The sequence below is a fragment of the Mesorhizobium sp. WSM4815 genome (assembly GCF_055811575.1).
Window position 1 is genome coordinate 52,888 of the sequence record NZ_JBVVQS010000089.1, and the last position, 15,596, is coordinate 68,483.

Consider the following 15,596-nt stretch of genomic DNA (forward strand, 5'->3'; position numbering starts at 1 on the left):
GGGCATCAATGAGCGCCGTGCTGCCTACGGCCGCGTTCCTCTACGAGCGCGTCCGGCGCGTGATTCCGCCGATTGAATGGCCGTCTTTCGTGGACGATATCGAAGCCATCCTTGCGCTGAAGCGCGAGCGCAATGCCATCATCCTGGCGCACAACTATCAGACGCCCGAGATCTACCATTGCGTCGCAGACATTGTCGGCGACAGCTTGGCGCTGGCCCGCAAGGCTGTGACAGTCGAGGCGCAAGTCATCGTCCTTGCCGGCGTGCATTTCATGGCCGAGACGGCCAAGCTGCTTAATCCGGACAAGACCGTGCTTATCCCCGACCTGGGCGCTGGTTGCTCGCTGGCCGATTCGATCACGGCACAAGACGTGCGGCTGATGCGACAGAGTTATCCCGGCGTGCCCATTGTCACCTATGTCAACACCTCCGCGGCCGTGAAGGCCGAGTCCGACATCTGTTGCACCTCGGGCAACGCAAAGGCGGTGGTGGAATCGCTCGGCGCGCCGCGTGTGATCATGCTGCCCGACGAATATCTCGCCAAGAACGTCGCCGCCGAGACGAAGGTCGGGATCATCGCCTGGAAGGGTCGTTGCGAGGTGCATGAGCGCTTCACCCCGGCCGATATTCGCGAACTGCGCGCCGCACATCCGGGTGTCATCGTGCTGGCCCATCCCGAATGCCCCCCGGACGTTGTCACAGAGGCGGATTTTTCGGGTTCCACCGCGGCCATGTCGGATTATGTCGAGCGGGAAAAACCACCCCGCGTAGTGTTGATGACGGAATGTTCGATGAGCGACAATGTCGCGATCGCGAATCCCGACGTCGAGTTCGTCCGCCCCTGCAATCTCTGTCCGCACATGAAGCGCATCACGCTGGCTAACATTCGCGTCGCACTCGAGGAGAACCGGCATGAGGTTCGGATCGATCCCGGGATTGCAGGGCGCGCGCGCCGCTCGGTCGAGCGTATGCTTTCCATATGAGCCTCGACGTTCATGACATCGGCGGGGCGCCGGTCATCATCGGCGCCGGTGTGGCAGGCCTGATGACGGCGCTTCATCTGGCGCCGGAACCGGTTGTGCTTCTGTCCAATGCGGGGCTGGGAACCGGAGCCTGCAGCGAGCTCGCCCAAGGCGGTCTTGCGGCAAGCGTCGGCGGCGAGGACAGTCCCGAACTTCATCTTTGTGACACCGTCGCGGCCGGCGACGGTCTCTGCGACGTGACGACGGTGCGGCGAACGGTCCGAGCTGCACCTGAAGCGATCAGGACTCTAGAGCGCTTCGGTGTCGCATTTGACCGACGCGCTGACGGCGCGTTGCGGCTCGGGCTTGAGGCGGCGCACTCGCAGCGGCGGATCGTGCATGCGGCGGGCGATGCCACCGGTCGCGAGCTGGTCCGCGCGCTGATCGCCGCGGCACGGCGCACAACCTCGATCACTATCCTGGAAAACGTGGAGGCCCGCCGGCTTGTCGTGGAAGACGGGGCGATTATCGCCGTGGTCGCGGCCGGGTGCACGGGCGCAATCGCCTTGCCAACGCGCCGCGCGGTCCTGGCGACCGGCGGCATCGGCGGCTTGTTTAGCGATACGACAAACCCGCCTGGCTCATGTGGACAGGGGCTCGCGCTCGCCGCCTGTGCCGGGGCGGAGTTCGCCGACCTGGAATTCGTGCAGTTCCACCCGACCGCCCTCGAGGGTCCGCGGCGGCCGATGCCGCTGGTGAGCGAAGCGGTGCGCGGCGAGGGTGCTGTGCTCATCGACGAGCAAGGAGAGCGTTTCCTCGCTGAAACCCCCGGGGGCGAGCTTGCGCCTCGCGACGTGGTTGCGCGCGCGGTTTGGCACCAGCTCGCTGCCGGACGCCGTGTGTTCCTGGACGCAAGGCGATGTCTCGGCCTCAGATTTGACAAGCGCTTTCCGGCGATCGCCGATTTGTGCCGCCAGGCCGGCATCGATCCCGCGATCGACCCGATCCCGGTGCGCCCGGCGGCACATTATCACATGGGCGGTGTTGCTGTAGACGCTGCCGGCCGCAGCTCCATCGAGGGATTGTGGGCATGTGGCGAGGTCGCATGCACCGGTCTGCACGGCGCGAACCGACTCGCCAGCAACTCGCTTATCGAAGCGGCGGTCACAGCGAGCTGGGTTGCTGAAAGCGTCGCCGACGTATCACACACCCGGCGTCCGCGCGTGTGTTCCGCGTTCGTGCCTCGACGGCCAGACGCCTCCGGCATCCGCCCAATCGTCTCGGCCGCGCTCGGCATCATACGCGATAGCGAGACGCTACGCGACGGGGTGGCGACCCTGTTGCCGATCGCAGCTCACGACAGCGCTACCTCCGGCCCCGCCTTGGTCGCGCTGATGATCGCCATTGCGGCCCTGCGGCGCGAAGAGAGCCGCGGCTCGCACTGTCGTTCCGATTTCCCCGGACGCGATGCAGATGCGCGCCAGTCACGGCTGACACTGCGCAGCGCAATACAGACCGCCGTCGCACTCAGCTGGCGGGCGCCGATACGGAGCACCCTGACATGAATTCGTTCTCACCCCTTCCCTCAACCCTGATCGAGCCGATCGTGCGCGGTGCTCTTCTCGAAGACCTGGGCAGATGCGGTGATCTGACCAGCGACGCCGTGATCCCGCGTGATCGCACGGCCACCTTGGTGCTCAAGTCGCGACAGATGGGCATCGTTGCCGGTCTCGATCTGGCCGCCTTCGCCTTCATGCTCGTCGAGCCTGCGATCGACATGCACATCTGGCGAGCTGACGGCAGCGATGTCGCGGCGGGCGAGGCTATCGCCAAGTTGTGCGGACCGGCGCGAGGCCTGCTCACGGCCGAGCGCACGGCGCTCAATTTTCTGTGCCGCCTGAGCGGTATCGCCACTGCCACAGCGACGATGGTCGAGGCCGTGCGTGGCCACAAGGCGAAGATCGTGTGCACGCGAAAGACGACGCCCGGCCTGCGCGCGCTGGAGAAATATGCGGTACGCGTCGGCGGCGGCGCCAATCACCGTTTCGGGCTCGACGACGCCGTGCTGATCAAGGACAACCACATCGCGATCGCCGGCGACATTCGCACGGCAATAGAGCGGGCGCGCGCCGCCGCAGGCCACATGGTGAAGATCGAGGTCGAGGTCGAGACCCTTGAGCAGCTCGATACAGCGCTCACGCTGGGAGTCGACGCAGTGCTGCTCGACAATATGTCGGTTGAGGACCTTGCGCGCGCCGTGGCAATCGTCGGTGGCCGCGCCATCACCGAGGCTTCCGGTCGGGTGACGCCGAAAACGGCTCCGTTGATTGCTGCGACGGGGGTCGACCTCATCTCAGTCGGATGGCTGACACACAGCGCGCCCATCCTCGACATCGGCCTGGATATGCCGGCGCATCAGCGCGCGCTTGAACTGATGGAGATGGAATGAAAAGCATTCCCACCTCCGATGGAGCGCGCCGACGCAGGAACTGCTCCATGCGAGCCTGCATCTTTGTGCGGCGCACCCTTCAACTGGTTCAGGCTCATCGGGCTGATCGACGATCGTAGCGAACCCGAGGAGGGTCGACAGACTCCTGCATGTGCTGTCGGACCAGCGACAAAGCTTTTGACGACGACGATTGGAACGAACTCGGAGTGCGACGTGAAGCAAGCGATGCAATCGATCGAGGGGGCACTATCCCGATGGAACCGCAAAGAGGCCGAGGCTATCCACGGGATGCCGTTCAATGACCTGCTCTTCCTGGCTCAGACAATCCACCGCCAGAACTTCGATCGCAACCGGGTGCAGCTGTCCCGGCTGCTCAGCATCAAGACCGGCGGATGCCCGGAGGATTGCGGCTATTGCAGCCAGTCTACGCATAACAAAACCGGCCTGAAGGCATCCAAGCTGATGGAGGTGGAGCGTGTCATTGCCGAAGCGATCAAGGCGCGGGACGCCGGCGCCACCCGCTATTGCATGGGCGCCGCATGGCGCAGTCCGAAGGAACGCGACATGGGCTCCGTGGTCGCCATGATCGAAGGCGTGAAGGCGCTCGGCATGGAGACCTGCATGACGCTTGGAATGCTGGACCTCAGTCAGGCGCAGCGCCTGAAGGCGGCCGGTCTCGACTACTACAACCACAACATCGACACGTCCGAGCGCTATTACGGCGAGGTTGTTTCAACCAGGACCTTTGCCGACCGGCTGGAAACACTTGGGCACGTGCGCGAGGTTGGCATGAAGGTCTGCTGCGGCGGCATTGTCGGGATGGGAGAGGAAAAGGCCGATCGCATCGACATGCTGGTCACACTCGCGAACCTGCCCGAGCCGCCGGAAAGCGTGCCGATCAACATGCTCATCCCCATCGAAGGCACGCCGCTTGCCGAGGCCGAGCCCATCGATCCTATCGAATTCGTCCGCATCATTGCGCTCGCCCGCATAATGATGCCGAAGTCCTATGTAAGGCTCTCCGCCGGCAGGACGGCGATGAGCGAAGAAACGCAGGCGCTGTGCTTCTTTGCCGGCGCCAATTCGATCTTTGTCGGCGACATGCTGCTGACGGCGGACAATCCGGGCGAGGACAAGGATAATCGTCTATTTAGGCGTCTCGGCATAGAGCCGATGCCAGGCGAGGCAAGATGAACGAGCCGCCGCTTGCCCGCTATGAAGCAACCTTGCAGGGTCTGGCACGCAAGGGCCGGCTGCGGACGCTGGCGCCGCGCGCCGGGCTCGACTTCTCGTCCAACGATTATCTCGGGCTTGCTGCGTCGAAGAGACTTGGCGATGCAGTCGGGGCGGCAATCGAGGGGGGCACCCCGGTCGGCGCTACCGGATCGCGGCTCCTGCGCGGCAACGCGCCGGAGCATGAGGCGTTGGAGGCAGATGCGGCGGCGTTCTTCGGGGCCGAACGGGCGCTGTTCTTCGGCAGCGGCTACATCGCCAACTTCGCCCTGCTGAGCGCCCTGCCGCAGAAGGGCGACCTGCTGATCCTCGACGAACTCGCGCATGCCAGCATGCATGAAGGGGCGCGGGCTGGACGCGCCGAGTTCAGGCCGGCCACGCACAACGACATAGATGCTTTTGAGGACGCGATCAGGCGCTGGCGCGCCGAAGGTGGCATGGGGCATATCTGGATCGCAGTCGAAAGCCTGTATAGCATGGATGGCGACTGGGCGCCGATGGAGAGCCTGGTCGGGCTTGCCGATCGGTACGAGGCATTCATAGTGGTCGACGAGGCACATGCCACCGGCGTCTGGGGTCCGGACGGCCGGGGGCTGGCCGCCGCTTTCGAGGGCCGCGACAACATTGTCGCGCTCCACACATGCGGCAAGGCGCTCGGCGCATCCGGCGCACTCGTCACTGGGCCGGGAGTGCTGTGCGACTATATTGTCAACCGCTGCCGGCCCTTTATCTACGCCACCGCGCCATCGCCGCTAATGGCGGTGGCGGCGCGCGAAGCGCTCGCAATCCTGATCGACGAGCCGATTCGCCGCGTTCAGCTGCATGAGTACATTGCCTTCGCGGGCCGCCAACTGGCCGAGCGCTGTGGCGTGGCGCGCAGCGGCTCGCAGATCCAGCCACTTGTCATTGGCGATGTCAGCCGCACCATGGTGATAGCGGCGGCACTGCAGGCCCGCGGCTTCGACATACGCGGCATTCGCCCGCCGACCGTGCCGGAGGGCACGTCGCGGCTGCGCATTTCGCTGACGCTGAATGTCGGCAAGCCTGACATTTCGGCCATGGTCGAGACGCTCGTCGAGGTGTTAGGCACGGGATGACCACGCGTATCGTCGTCACCGGAACGGACACGGGAATAGGGAAGACCGTGTTTTCGGCTGGGCTCGCCGGGCTGCTCGACGGCTTTTACTGGAAGCCGGTGCAATCGGGTCTCGATGAGGAGACCGACAGTGAGGCGGTTGAACGGCTCGCCGGCCTGCCGTCAGGGCGCGTGCTGCCGGAAGCTCACCGCTTGAAGAGCCCGCTGTCGCCGCATCGTTCAGCCGAAATTGACGGCGTCTCGATTGACGCTGCCGATCTTGCATATCCGGTCCTGCCGACACCGCTCGTCATCGAAGGCGCTGGCGGACTGATGGTGCCGATCAACCGACAGACAAGATTTATTGACATCTTCGCTGAATGGCAACTGCCGGTCATTCTGTGCGCCCGCACCGAGCTCGGCACGATCAACCACACTCTGCTGTCGATCGAAGCCCTGCGGGCTCGCTCCATCCCGCTGATCGGCATCGCCTTCATCGGCGAAGAGGTAGCCGATACGCAAAGGACAATCACCGAATTCGGCGCGGTGGGTCAGCTCGGCAGGCTGCCACACCTCGTTCCGTTGACGCGCGAAACTCTGCGGAAGGCGATGTTTGCCGGCTTCGACCTCGCCAAGATTGCCGGAGGCGAATGATGTCGCGGTCGCCGGTCTGGCATCCATTCACCCAGCACGCGATCGAGCCGGCCATGCCGTCCGTTGTCCGCACGGAAGGGGCTTGGCTAGAGACGAATGACGGAAGGCATATCCTCGATGCAATCTCCTCCTGGTGGGTGGTCACCCACGGACACCGCCATCCACGGATCATGGAAGCAATCCGGAATGCGACTGAGATGCTCGACCAGGTGATCTTCGCCGGTCTCACCCATCAGCCGGCAGAGCAATTGGCCTCCGCCCTGATCGAAATAGTGCCGGCAGGCCTCGACTGGGTCTTCTATTCCGACAGCGGATCCATGTCCGTCGAAGTCGCGCTGAAGATGGCGCTCGGCTATCACCGCAACATCGGCGCGCCGCGTTCGCGCATCGTCGTCATGGAACACAGCTATCATGGCGACACGATCGGCACGATGAGCGTCGGAGCCCGCGGCGTGTTTAACGCCGCCTACGAACCCCTGCTGTTCGAGGTCGACACCATTCCGTTTCCGGCCGCAGGGCGCGAGCAGGAAACGCTGGATAGATTCGAGGCTTTCTCGCGCGACCGCCGCGCCGCCGCGCTGATCGTCGAGCCGCTGGTGCTCGGCGCCGGCGGCATGTTGATGTATCCGGCCTGGGTTCTGGCCGAATTGAAAAAGATCACTGAGGCCTCCGGCACCCTGCTGATCGCCGACGAGGTGATGACCGGCTGGGGGCGCACCGGAAGCACGTTCGCCTGCGAGCAGGCGCTGATCTCTCCGGACATACTATGCACCTCGAAGGGCTTGAGCGGAGGCGCGATCCCACTGGCGGCCACACTCGCGACCGAAGCCATCTTCCAGGCCCATTACTCCGAAGATCGGCAGAAGACCTTTTTCCACTCGAGCTCCTACACCGCCAATCCGATCGCTTGCGCGGCAGCACTCGCCAATGTCGAGATCTGGCGGGACGAGCCGGTGGCCGAGCGGATTGCGGCCTTGAGCGCCGGGCAGGCCGTCGGGCTTCGACGCTTTCGCAACAATGCCAACTTCACAGATTGCCGGGCGACCGGCACGATCGCAGCTCTCGATCTGCGCGCCGGCTCGGCCGGCTATCTGGCCGAGATCGGACCAAAGCTGCGCGCTTTCTTCCTCGAGCGCGGCCTGCTCGTGCGCCCGCTCGGCAATGTGCTCTATCTCCTTCCGCCCTATTGCATCACCGGCGAGGAGCTCGACCGGCTCTATGACGCCATCGAGGAGGCCGGCGAACGCTTCGGTCCGAGCGCATGAGCAGATCGTCGCGCTTTCTCGGGTTTGGAGATCATGCGCCGGCGCGAAAGGTGGAGAACCAGGAAATCGAAGATCGTCTCGGGCTCGAACCCGGCTGGATCGAGCAGCGCACCGGAATTCGCTCGCGCTTCTGGGCAACCGACCAGGATACGCTGTCGGGCCTTGCCGCGCACGCCGGTGACATGGCACTGGCGAATTCCGGCCTCGACCGTGGCGACATCGGCCTGCTGTTACTCGCCACCTCGACGCCCGATCACCTTCTGCCGCCCAGCGCGCCGCTGATAGCACATCGCCTGGGCTTAGGCCGCGCCGGTGCGATTGATCTCACAGGCGCCTGCGCCGGCTTCATCTATGCCCTGATGTTTGCGGACGGATTCACCCGCCTCCATGGCAAAGCGACCTTGGTCATCGCCGCCAACATCCTCAGTCGCCGCATCAATCCAGTCGAGCGCGCAAGCGCGGTGCTGTTTGCCGATGCCGCCGGCGCCGTGGTGATTGCCCCGTGCGAAGAGCCGGATCGGGGCATTCTCGGTGCCGCGTTGGCTTCGGACGGCTCGCGCTATGGGCTGATCCAGATTCCCGCCGGAGGAAGCAACACACCGTTCCACGGCGGCATGGACCTCGGGCAGACCCGGATGACGATCGCCAACGGCCGCGAAGTGTTCGCCAAGGCCGTGGAGATGATGTCTCGCTGCTCGCAGGACGCGCTCTCTGCTGCCCGAATGCGGTCGCAAGACATCGACAGGTTCGTGCCACACCAGGCCAATGCCCGCATTTTCGATGTGGTCGGGAGGAACCTCGGAATCGCCGATGAAGCAATCGTCAAGACGATCGCCGAGTACGGCAACTCTTCCGCCGCGACCATCCCGCTCTCGCTCTCGCTTTCGCATCGGGCGCAGCCGTTTCGGCCGGGCGAAAAGGTTCTCCTTGCGGCGGCGGGTGCCGGTCTCACCGGAGGCGCCCTCATCCTCGGAATTTAGCGGTACGACGGCCATGCACAGGATTTGTCACGAATGACACTAGCAAAACGGGCCCAATGCGAAAAAAATAGTCGCCGGCAAGCTGCATGGGCGCTGGTTCGGTGACGCGAGAGCGAAAACCCTGCAGACGATTTTCTCGAGCAGGACGATCGGCAAGGCTACCTTGCTGGGCGAGGAGTGGTTTGCGCCAGTCTAGAGAGCGGAGGTATCCAACTCCTCATTGCGATGAAGTCATCCTCGATATGTCGGCCCTTATTGGCCAACATCGTAACGGCAGTAGTGGCAGCCGTGAATTGAATAACCGGCCCCTCGAAGGCATCAACCGTCATGCAGTCCGAAAAAAATGCTCATCTGCCTGTCTCAACAACGCTGGCTCCATTTCGGAACCCGGTGTTTCGCTCGATCTGGACGGCCACACAAATATCCAGCCTCGGGTGGCTCGTGCAAACGGTGGCCATCAGTTGGCTGATGGCCACGATTTCCGCTTCGGATCTGATGGTTGCACTCGTGCAGGCCGCATCCACATTGCCGGTATTCTTCCTCTCAATTCTTGCCGGAGCCATCGCCGACAACTTCAGCCGCCGATGGGTGATGTTTGCGGGGCACTTCCTGATAGCCTTGGCATCGACGACGCTGATGATTTCGGTGGGCCTGGGATTTGTCGATCCCTGGCTCCTACTTGGATTGGGCTTTCTGGCTGGCTGCGGCTTCGCTCTGAATGATCCGGCCTGGCATGCCTCGGTCGGCGATATCTTGGACAAGCGCGACATTCCGGCCGCAGTGACGCTGATGTCTGTCGGATATAACATCATACGCAGCATAGGACCCGCTTTGGGTGGGACGATGCTGGCCTTCTTTGGGCCGCTCGCCGCTTTCGCCCTGGCCGCGCTGAGCGATCTGGTCCCTCTCGGCGCGATATGGCGTACCAAATGGAAGGTTCGCACTTCGCCTCTCCCTCGTGAGCGAATGACGATGGCAATTCATGACGGAGTGCGCTTCACGGTATTGTCCTTGGAGATCAGGGCAGCGATTGCCCGTGCAACCTTTTTCGGGCTGGCAAGCATCTCCATACTTGCGCTACTCCCACTAGTCGTCCGGGATCAGCTGAAAAGCGGCCCAATCGTCTACGGCATCTTGCTGGCCGGCTTCGGCATGGGTGCTTTCGTCGCGGGCATGAGCAATAGCTTTTTAAGGCGGATCACGTCTCAAAACAGGCTGGTATCGTTCGCCTCTGTTGCTTGTGCAGCATGTTGCCTTTCCCTTGCACTCACATCCTCGGTCGCCGTGGCGGCCATTTCGCTGGCACTTGGTGGCGCGGGTTGGCTTATCACCTGGACCGGCATCGACGTGTCGGTGCAGCTGGCAAGCCCAAGGTGGGTCGTCGGCCGCACACTGTCGATATACTACGCCCTGAGCGCAGGGGGTATGGCGGCCGGCAGCTGGATCTGGGGTACTGTCGCACAGGACTACTCCTTAGCCTGGGCTCTGGAGGGCGCCGCAGGCGCTCTGTTGCTGGTTGCAGCTGCGGGTATACTGTTCCCGGTCCGTCCATGGGAAGAAGCGGATCAGGAAAGTTCGGATTTTCACCCGCCGGAGCTGGCACTCGAGTTGAAGCCGAGGAGTGGCCCCATAGTCGTCAAGGTCGAGTATCTTATAGCCGAAGAGAATATCGAGACCTTTCTGGGCTACATGCGCGCAAGGCGCCATGTTCAGAGCCGTGCCGGTGCGCGAAACTGGACACTCCAGCGAAATCTTCAAACGCCTTCGATTTGGACAGAGACATTCCGCACGCCAACCTGGATGGACTTTCTTCGCCTGAATCATCGGCTCACGGCAGCGGACAAGGAAGTCGGCCAGCGTCTCCTGGCACTGCATGATGGAGAGCGTCCTCCGCAAACAGTGCTTTCGATCGAACGAACGACTGAGGCAGCTCGTACCCGTGCCTCGACAATCTTTTCTCGTCCTCCGAGGTGACGTGATCACGAAAGCGATCGCATCGCGCATTGGGATCTGCCGCGCCGGTCGACTTGAAGCAGCGCGAAGGCCGCATCCCAGTACGCGGAGCCTATGCGTCCGGCGCTCTCTCGCGAATACCCATGCCGCCGCGGGGCTCGAGGCCGGGGGCAGGAACGGTCCGTTCTGGGCCATCTTCGATGCGGCGCGCGACGGCAAGAAGGAGGGCATCGGTTTCGAGCGCTGGTGGTCGCGCCTGCGCACAAGCCGATCAGCATCACGTTCGACGTGCGCTTGAGCAGCGCTGTGCGGCTCAGAGACTGGCAGAGGAGGATCTGACTCGCTACCGGCTGGCGCTGGGCCAGCCGGAACCAGGCCTGTTCGAAGACGGCGCTGGCGCTCGACCTTTCGGCGCCGGACATGGAGTGAGGGTGGGCGACGGAGCACCAGTCGCCTTGACGCCCTTGCAGGACGCCATCTTAACCGCGAACGGCGAGCTTTCAGGGATCATTGCTGCGCCTTTGGGCGGCTTGCCGTTCCCGATGTTCGAACGCGTCGGTGAAGCTATCGAGTTCTTGGGGGGTCATCCCAAGCGCCCGCCCCTCCTCCCGCCATGACGCGACCGCCTTTTCGACTTCTGCGAGTATCGTCTTCGCTCGATCGCTCCTGATCCGGAAATAAGCGATTACCGACATCAGTGCGTCGACAGTCGCTTCGGGCCCAGTTTCTTCGGATATCCAGGTTTTCAGCTCTCGCACGCGCTCAGGGAACGGGTTGATGTCGAATGCAGGCGCCAGGCGCCATTGCCCGCGATGCACATGGAGAAAGCCGTGATTGTGGAGGTGGTCATCGACATTGGTGATAAGGATCGAGAACGCGATGCGCCGCCAAAGCTCTTCGATGTTGGCTGCTGGCTGGCTGCCGTGCTGACGAAGCACATCCACGAGTTCAGTATAGCTATGCTCGCCAACGTCCCCTGACTCTGCGCCGATCATCGTGGCGGCCGAGATATACATGAGTCGATTGCCGTTCGGAGTCCTATCGAAACGCCGTATGAGCGCGACAGGGGCGCCGTCGCTGTCGAGCAGACGTGTCTCAGCAGCATCCACGCCGGCTTTTCTGGCCAAATTCATAGCGAGCACTTCGCCTTTTGTGACAGATCGATCATCGGCAACGCTCGGAAACTTACCGATAGCGAGGCGTCCGTCATCGTCGACGACAGAGCATTTCGGACGAAGGCCCCCAAGAGACGTGCCACGTCCACGCAAATAGGCGAGATCCGTTGCCGTCTCGGTGTTCGTCTCGACGGCGTGCGTGGCTGCGAGGAGTTGACCGATTTCAATGAGCGGCGGCGTAGTGCGTCGACCCTCCTCGGTCGTTCTTTGGTAACGCCCTTCTTCGTCCTTCAACCGGAGCGCACCAATGCGGCTCATGTCGTCCACTGCCAAGAGGTAATCCATCGCGTTCAGAGGCCGCGTTTCGGCGACATTTCCCGCCCGGCGCACCTCTTGGCGACGCTTGGCGTGGTCGCGCTGGATGACACGCCGGCCCCATCCGTCCGGCTCCGTGTCGGCGATCGCGTTGTGGAACACGGATCCGTCGCCGGTCTTTCGATGGAATTGAGGGCCAGTAACGAGTGGCAGACCGGGTTCGATCGAGAAGCCTTCCGCTGCTCTCAGCCAACCTCCATCATATTCAAAGGCAGCGCTCTCGCGCGCACCCTGCTGATCATAGCGCAACGTACCCAGTGGCATCGCTTCTTCGCCAATGTGAACAGCAATAGAACGTCTCATATTGCACCCGGTGGCTTCCGCACCCTTACCCTCTTGGGCAAACGTTCGGCGTCGAGGAGCAGGCCTTGCTCATCGCGATGTGCGTCGATGATCTGCGCCAAAGCCTCATCAAAGCCCAAAACGAAAAAGGTCATGGCGTAGGCCCCCATAGCGACAGTCGGGTCTCCTTTTTCGATCTTCAGATAGGTGCTCTTTGCGACACCCAGTCGTTCCGCCATCATCATCACGGTCAGGCTGCGCTTCTTACGGGCGAGCGCAATGTCGGCGCCGAGCTTGCCAAGCGCCCTCTTGACTCTGGGAGGCAATGTATCTGTCACTGTTGAGCGCATGTTTGTCTCATACAAACGACCTTAACTCATTCTAGGGCGCTTGTATAAGACCTAAACCGTGATCTGTCGAGAGTTTGCCTGTTTGACCGATCGACAAGGCGGTGGCCCTGCAACCAACCACACTACTCTCGTGAGCAGCATCCATCCGATCCGCAATGGGCGCTAGGTGAGTCGCACGGGGGTGTGAACGATTGCGCCGCTGCAAAACGAAACGGGCCATCCTTGGCACGATCCAGATGTGTGCTGCAGCGGGGCTCCCGCCTGACGTACCGAGCGGCGCCGCCGCATGCTGTCTCGACCCGAGCTTCACAACAAACAGGTGCTGTCGGTATCGCACGAAAGTGTCACATATCGAACATACGAGCCTGTCCCAAAACGTCTGCTCGGTGCTCAGCCTGACCCCCAAAAAGCAAAAAGAAGGGAGCGCGACGAAGTTGCGCCGGCCAATTCAAGTGTCAGCGCGGAGCTACCTCTTCAGGATGGCACGTCGCTTGCTGCTCCGCATCGAACGCCGACGGCCAACCCACAACTAACGGAGATGAATATTGGTTCAGAAATGCTGAACCCCCGGTGTACTGAAAGAATTTGAGGAACGGTTGTGGGAAGCGCGGCAAGGCAATAGGCGATTTTGCCTTTCTTGGATCCGGACGGAGGTCGAATCTCACCTCGTTCGGGCAGTTGGTAGCCAACCACAGTTGTTTCTTCCATAAATCGAACTGCGATAAAGCACAGTACAAGTATCACTTGGCTTACTCACACCGGAACTCCTCTAGTCAACTTAGTATCGCGCATTCCTCAAAGAGAAGCGAGATGCACATGTTTTTGGTCCTGGGATAGGCCGCCGGTTCGCCCTTTGACGCGTCCGCCTTTTATTCTTTGAACTGGAGATCCAGAATGAACGTAAGCAGCCTTCTTCTCGGCTCAGTTGCGGCCCTGATCTCCGTTTCCGTCGCTCGCGCGACGGACGAAGTCTCCGCGCCGGCTCCGACCGAATACGTCAAGATCTGCGACGTCTACGGTTCGGGCTACTTCCATATCCCCGACACCGAGACCTGCGTGCGCATCGGCGGCTACATCCGTTACGACGTCGGCCTCAGCGATGTCCGATCGTATGACGGGATAAGAACCTCCGATGTGAGAACTGGCGAGGCTCAGGGCACCTGGCGAAACAACACGCGTTTCACGTTCAAAACTTGGACGCGCCAGGAGACCGAACTAGGCGCACTGAAGACCTATACTGAAACTCGCGTGAACTTCGGCAACCACAACGCTTATCCGGGTCCGGAAAGCCCTCACAACTATATCTTCAACAGCGGCGTCAAGTTGACTTCCGCCTGGATCCAGCTTGGTGGCCTCCGAGTTGGCAAGGACGATTCGGCCTTCGACACGTTTACAGGCTACGCCGGAAACGTGCTCAATAACGTACTCGTTCCGTACGGCGATTTCGATACCAACGTGGCTCAGTATTACTTCGATGCCGATAACGGCTTTTCGGCTCTGGTTTCACTTGAACAAGGGTCGGGTGTAGTCGGTACTATCGACAGCCATGTTCCGCACGTCGTCTTCGGCGTGAAACAGACGCAGGGCTGGGGCGCGATCACCGGCGTAATCGCTCGTGACAGCGACTACGAAGCTTTGGCCGGCAAGCTCCGAGTCGATGTCAATGTCACAGATGACCTGTCGCTATTCGGAATGTTCGGCTACGGCTCCATTGGCAATCTCAACGATGACCCAACCAACGCGGTCGCCGCTCACGGTCGCGGCATCTACAAAATTTGGAGCGGCAATTGGGCTTTCTGGGCGGGCGCCACTTACACGTTAACCGAGAAAACTTCGTTCAACCTTCAGGTCTCGGGTGATCAGCTCAGGGACTCAGGACTGGCTGCAAACGTCGCCTATATGGTCATTCCAGGTTTCACAGTCACAGCCGAAGTCGATTATGCCCATTACGCCAAGTTCGCTGCCGTCGACCGTTCCGGAATGAACCCGGCTCATGTCGGCAAAAGGAACAGCCTCGGCGGCGTGCTGCGATTCCAAAGCTCGTTCTAACGGAGCGAACCTGAATGTCGGAGGCCCGACTGGAGGCCTCGGTGTCTGGCTTTACGATGTTCAAGATGTGGTTCCGGACGATCATGCCCGGACATTGGTTGCCGGACTTCATAGCCTGATCAGCGAGGCTTCCATAGAGCGCTTAGCAATTCCACTGAATAACTCGTCCAGGACATGTCTCTCGGCCCCATCTGCATCCCTGTTGTGCTACCCTCATTGCGATGAGCGCTCGAGATCGAGAGCTTCGGAGGCACGGCAAGAACGGCTGAGAAATGCCTGGAAGCTTCGTCCAGGCATTCGTCAAGTTTCCTCAGTGGTTCAGAACGACCGTCATTGCAAAATCAGTTCGGTTCAGTAAGATTCTTGTTCTGTTTGGGTCATCTTGAAGGATTAGTGTCTGAGTCGCAGCGGACCGTCCAGAGGCGCGCAAGCCTTTGGTCCTGATCGAACGGAACGCGTGACAGCATAAGCTCGATCTTTAGTCCACGGTGGTGCTACGTTGCCTAGTTCTCCGGCGCGTGATTTGACGCCGAGATATGGCGGATCGAGCCGGCGTCCTCAGCAGCACCGCAAATTGTGCGTGATTGCATCCATGTCGTGGATGTTCTTTATCGAAGCAATCGATTTTTCTGGCTGTCCGATGATGAATATGAAGCGTCACTTGGCGTGGTGGGCGCCATCGGAGTAGTTGCATGGAATGTTTGTCCAGTGTGGCCCGGGTGCCGAGGCGATCTCCGGTGAGGTCGACCATGTGATCAGCAATCGAACGGCAATCGGCGGTCGTGGAGACAATGAGCACGGATTCAGCCAGATAGCTGGGACCATCTACCTGATTATAGCTGCTACAAACCGCA

12 protein-coding genes are annotated in these 15,596 nt (G+C 61.5%); 10 read left to right on the forward strand and 2 right to left on the reverse strand.

What is annotated here, in order from left to right; all coding sequences use genetic code 11:
• Nucleotides 1-8: 8 nt before the first annotated feature.
• From nadA to AC0L2B_RS11990, 9 genes are all read left to right on the forward strand, one after another.
• Nucleotides 9-983, forward strand: a complete 975-nt coding sequence (gene nadA / locus AC0L2B_RS11950; RefSeq protein WP_473512884.1) for a quinolinate synthase NadA — start codon at nucleotides 9-11, stop codon at nucleotides 981-983.
• Nucleotides 980-2,527: an L-aspartate oxidase gene (locus AC0L2B_RS11955; protein ID WP_473512886.1), complete on the forward strand. Its 1,548-nt coding sequence runs from the start codon at nucleotides 980-982 to the stop codon at nucleotides 2,525-2,527. The genes nadA and AC0L2B_RS11955 overlap by 4 nt, the downstream gene beginning before the upstream one ends.
• Nucleotides 2,524-3,411: a carboxylating nicotinate-nucleotide diphosphorylase gene (nadC, locus tag AC0L2B_RS11960; protein WP_473512887.1), complete on the forward strand. Its 888-nt coding sequence runs from the start codon at nucleotides 2,524-2,526 to the stop codon at nucleotides 3,409-3,411. Before AC0L2B_RS11955 ends, nadC begins: the two co-directional genes overlap by 4 nt.
• A gap of 225 nt (nucleotides 3,412-3,636) precedes the next feature.
• Entirely contained in the window at nucleotides 3,637-4,605 is a 969-nt protein-coding gene (bioB, locus tag AC0L2B_RS11965) for a biotin synthase BioB (protein WP_473745533.1), read from the forward strand.
• The gene (locus AC0L2B_RS11970; RefSeq protein WP_473512888.1) at nucleotides 4,602-5,741 is read left to right on the forward strand and encodes an 8-amino-7-oxononanoate synthase; all 1,140 of its coding nucleotides are present in this window, start codon (nucleotides 4,602-4,604) and stop codon (nucleotides 5,739-5,741) included. Before bioB ends, AC0L2B_RS11970 begins: the two co-directional genes overlap by 4 nt.
• A complete protein-coding gene (bioD, locus tag AC0L2B_RS11975; RefSeq protein ID WP_473512889.1) occupies nucleotides 5,738-6,373 on the forward strand; it encodes a dethiobiotin synthase in 636 nt (211 codons plus the stop codon). The genes AC0L2B_RS11970 and bioD overlap by 4 nt, the downstream gene beginning before the upstream one ends.
• On the forward strand, nucleotides 6,373-7,638 hold the full coding sequence (locus AC0L2B_RS11980) for an adenosylmethionine--8-amino-7-oxononanoate transaminase (RefSeq protein ID WP_473512890.1): 1,266 nt from the start codon (nucleotides 6,373-6,375) through the stop codon (nucleotides 7,636-7,638). The genes bioD and AC0L2B_RS11980 overlap by 1 nt, the downstream gene beginning before the upstream one ends.
• On the forward strand, nucleotides 7,635-8,618 hold the full coding sequence (locus tag AC0L2B_RS11985; protein ID WP_473512891.1) for a beta-ketoacyl-ACP synthase III: 984 nt from the start codon (nucleotides 7,635-7,637) through the stop codon (nucleotides 8,616-8,618). The genes AC0L2B_RS11980 and AC0L2B_RS11985 overlap by 4 nt, the downstream gene beginning before the upstream one ends.
• Before the next feature lie 327 nt (nucleotides 8,619-8,945).
• Nucleotides 8,946-10,592 (forward strand): MFS transporter, encoded by a 1,647-nt coding sequence (locus AC0L2B_RS11990; RefSeq protein WP_473512892.1) that lies wholly within the window; start codon nucleotides 8,946-8,948, stop codon nucleotides 10,590-10,592.
• A 479-nt stretch (nucleotides 10,593-11,071) separates the two neighbouring features.
• Here AC0L2B_RS11990 and AC0L2B_RS11995 read toward each other — a convergent pair whose 3' ends face one another.
• On the reverse strand, nucleotides 11,072-12,325 hold the full coding sequence (locus AC0L2B_RS11995; RefSeq protein ID WP_473745483.1) for a type II toxin-antitoxin system HipA family toxin: 1,254 nt from the start codon (nucleotides 12,323-12,325) through the stop codon (nucleotides 11,072-11,074).
• 35 nt (nucleotides 12,326-12,360) lie between these two features.
• Complete coding sequence (locus tag AC0L2B_RS12000; RefSeq protein ID WP_065010596.1) at nucleotides 12,361-12,693, reverse strand: helix-turn-helix domain-containing protein; 333 nt, start codon at nucleotides 12,691-12,693, stop codon at nucleotides 12,361-12,363.
• A gap of 894 nt (nucleotides 12,694-13,587) precedes the next feature.
• On the opposite strand from AC0L2B_RS12000, the gene AC0L2B_RS12005 reads away from it, so the two are divergent.
• Complete coding sequence (locus AC0L2B_RS12005) at nucleotides 13,588-14,742, forward strand: porin (protein ID WP_065010595.1); 1,155 nt, start codon at nucleotides 13,588-13,590, stop codon at nucleotides 14,740-14,742.
• Nucleotides 14,743-15,596 lie beyond the last annotated feature (854 nt).

What these genes read in the sequence shown, in the direction of transcription:
- AC0L2B_RS11970 (WP_473512888.1), top strand. Translation starts at nt 4,602, where the DNA reads ATGAACGAGCCGCCGCTTGCCCGCTATGAAGCAACCTTGCAGGGTCTG.
- bioD (WP_473512889.1), top strand. Translation starts at nt 5,738, where the DNA reads ATGACCACGCGTATCGTCGTCACCGGAACGGACACGGGAATAGGGAAG.
- bioB (WP_473745533.1), top strand. Translation starts at nt 3,637, where the DNA reads ATGCAATCGATCGAGGGGGCACTATCCCGATGGAACCGCAAAGAGGCC.
- AC0L2B_RS11995 (WP_473745483.1), bottom strand. Translation starts at nt 12,325, where the DNA reads ATGCCACTGGGTACGTTGCGCTATGATCAGCAGGGTGCGCGCGAGAGC.
- AC0L2B_RS11985 (WP_473512891.1), top strand. Translation starts at nt 7,635, where the DNA reads ATGAGCAGATCGTCGCGCTTTCTCGGGTTTGGAGATCATGCGCCGGCG.
- AC0L2B_RS12000 (WP_065010596.1), bottom strand. Translation starts at nt 12,693, where the DNA reads ATGCGCTCAACAGTGACAGATACATTGCCTCCCAGAGTCAAGAGGGCG.
- AC0L2B_RS11955 (WP_473512886.1), top strand. Translation starts at nt 980, where the DNA reads ATGAGCCTCGACGTTCATGACATCGGCGGGGCGCCGGTCATCATCGGC.
- nadC (WP_473512887.1), top strand. Translation starts at nt 2,524, where the DNA reads ATGAATTCGTTCTCACCCCTTCCCTCAACCCTGATCGAGCCGATCGTG.
- AC0L2B_RS12005 (WP_065010595.1), top strand. Translation starts at nt 13,588, where the DNA reads ATGAACGTAAGCAGCCTTCTTCTCGGCTCAGTTGCGGCCCTGATCTCC.
- AC0L2B_RS11990 (WP_473512892.1), top strand. Translation starts at nt 8,946, where the DNA reads ATGCAGTCCGAAAAAAATGCTCATCTGCCTGTCTCAACAACGCTGGCT.
- nadA (WP_473512884.1), top strand. Translation starts at nt 9, where the DNA reads ATGAGCGCCGTGCTGCCTACGGCCGCGTTCCTCTACGAGCGCGTCCGG.
- AC0L2B_RS11980 (WP_473512890.1), top strand. Translation starts at nt 6,373, where the DNA reads ATGTCGCGGTCGCCGGTCTGGCATCCATTCACCCAGCACGCGATCGAG.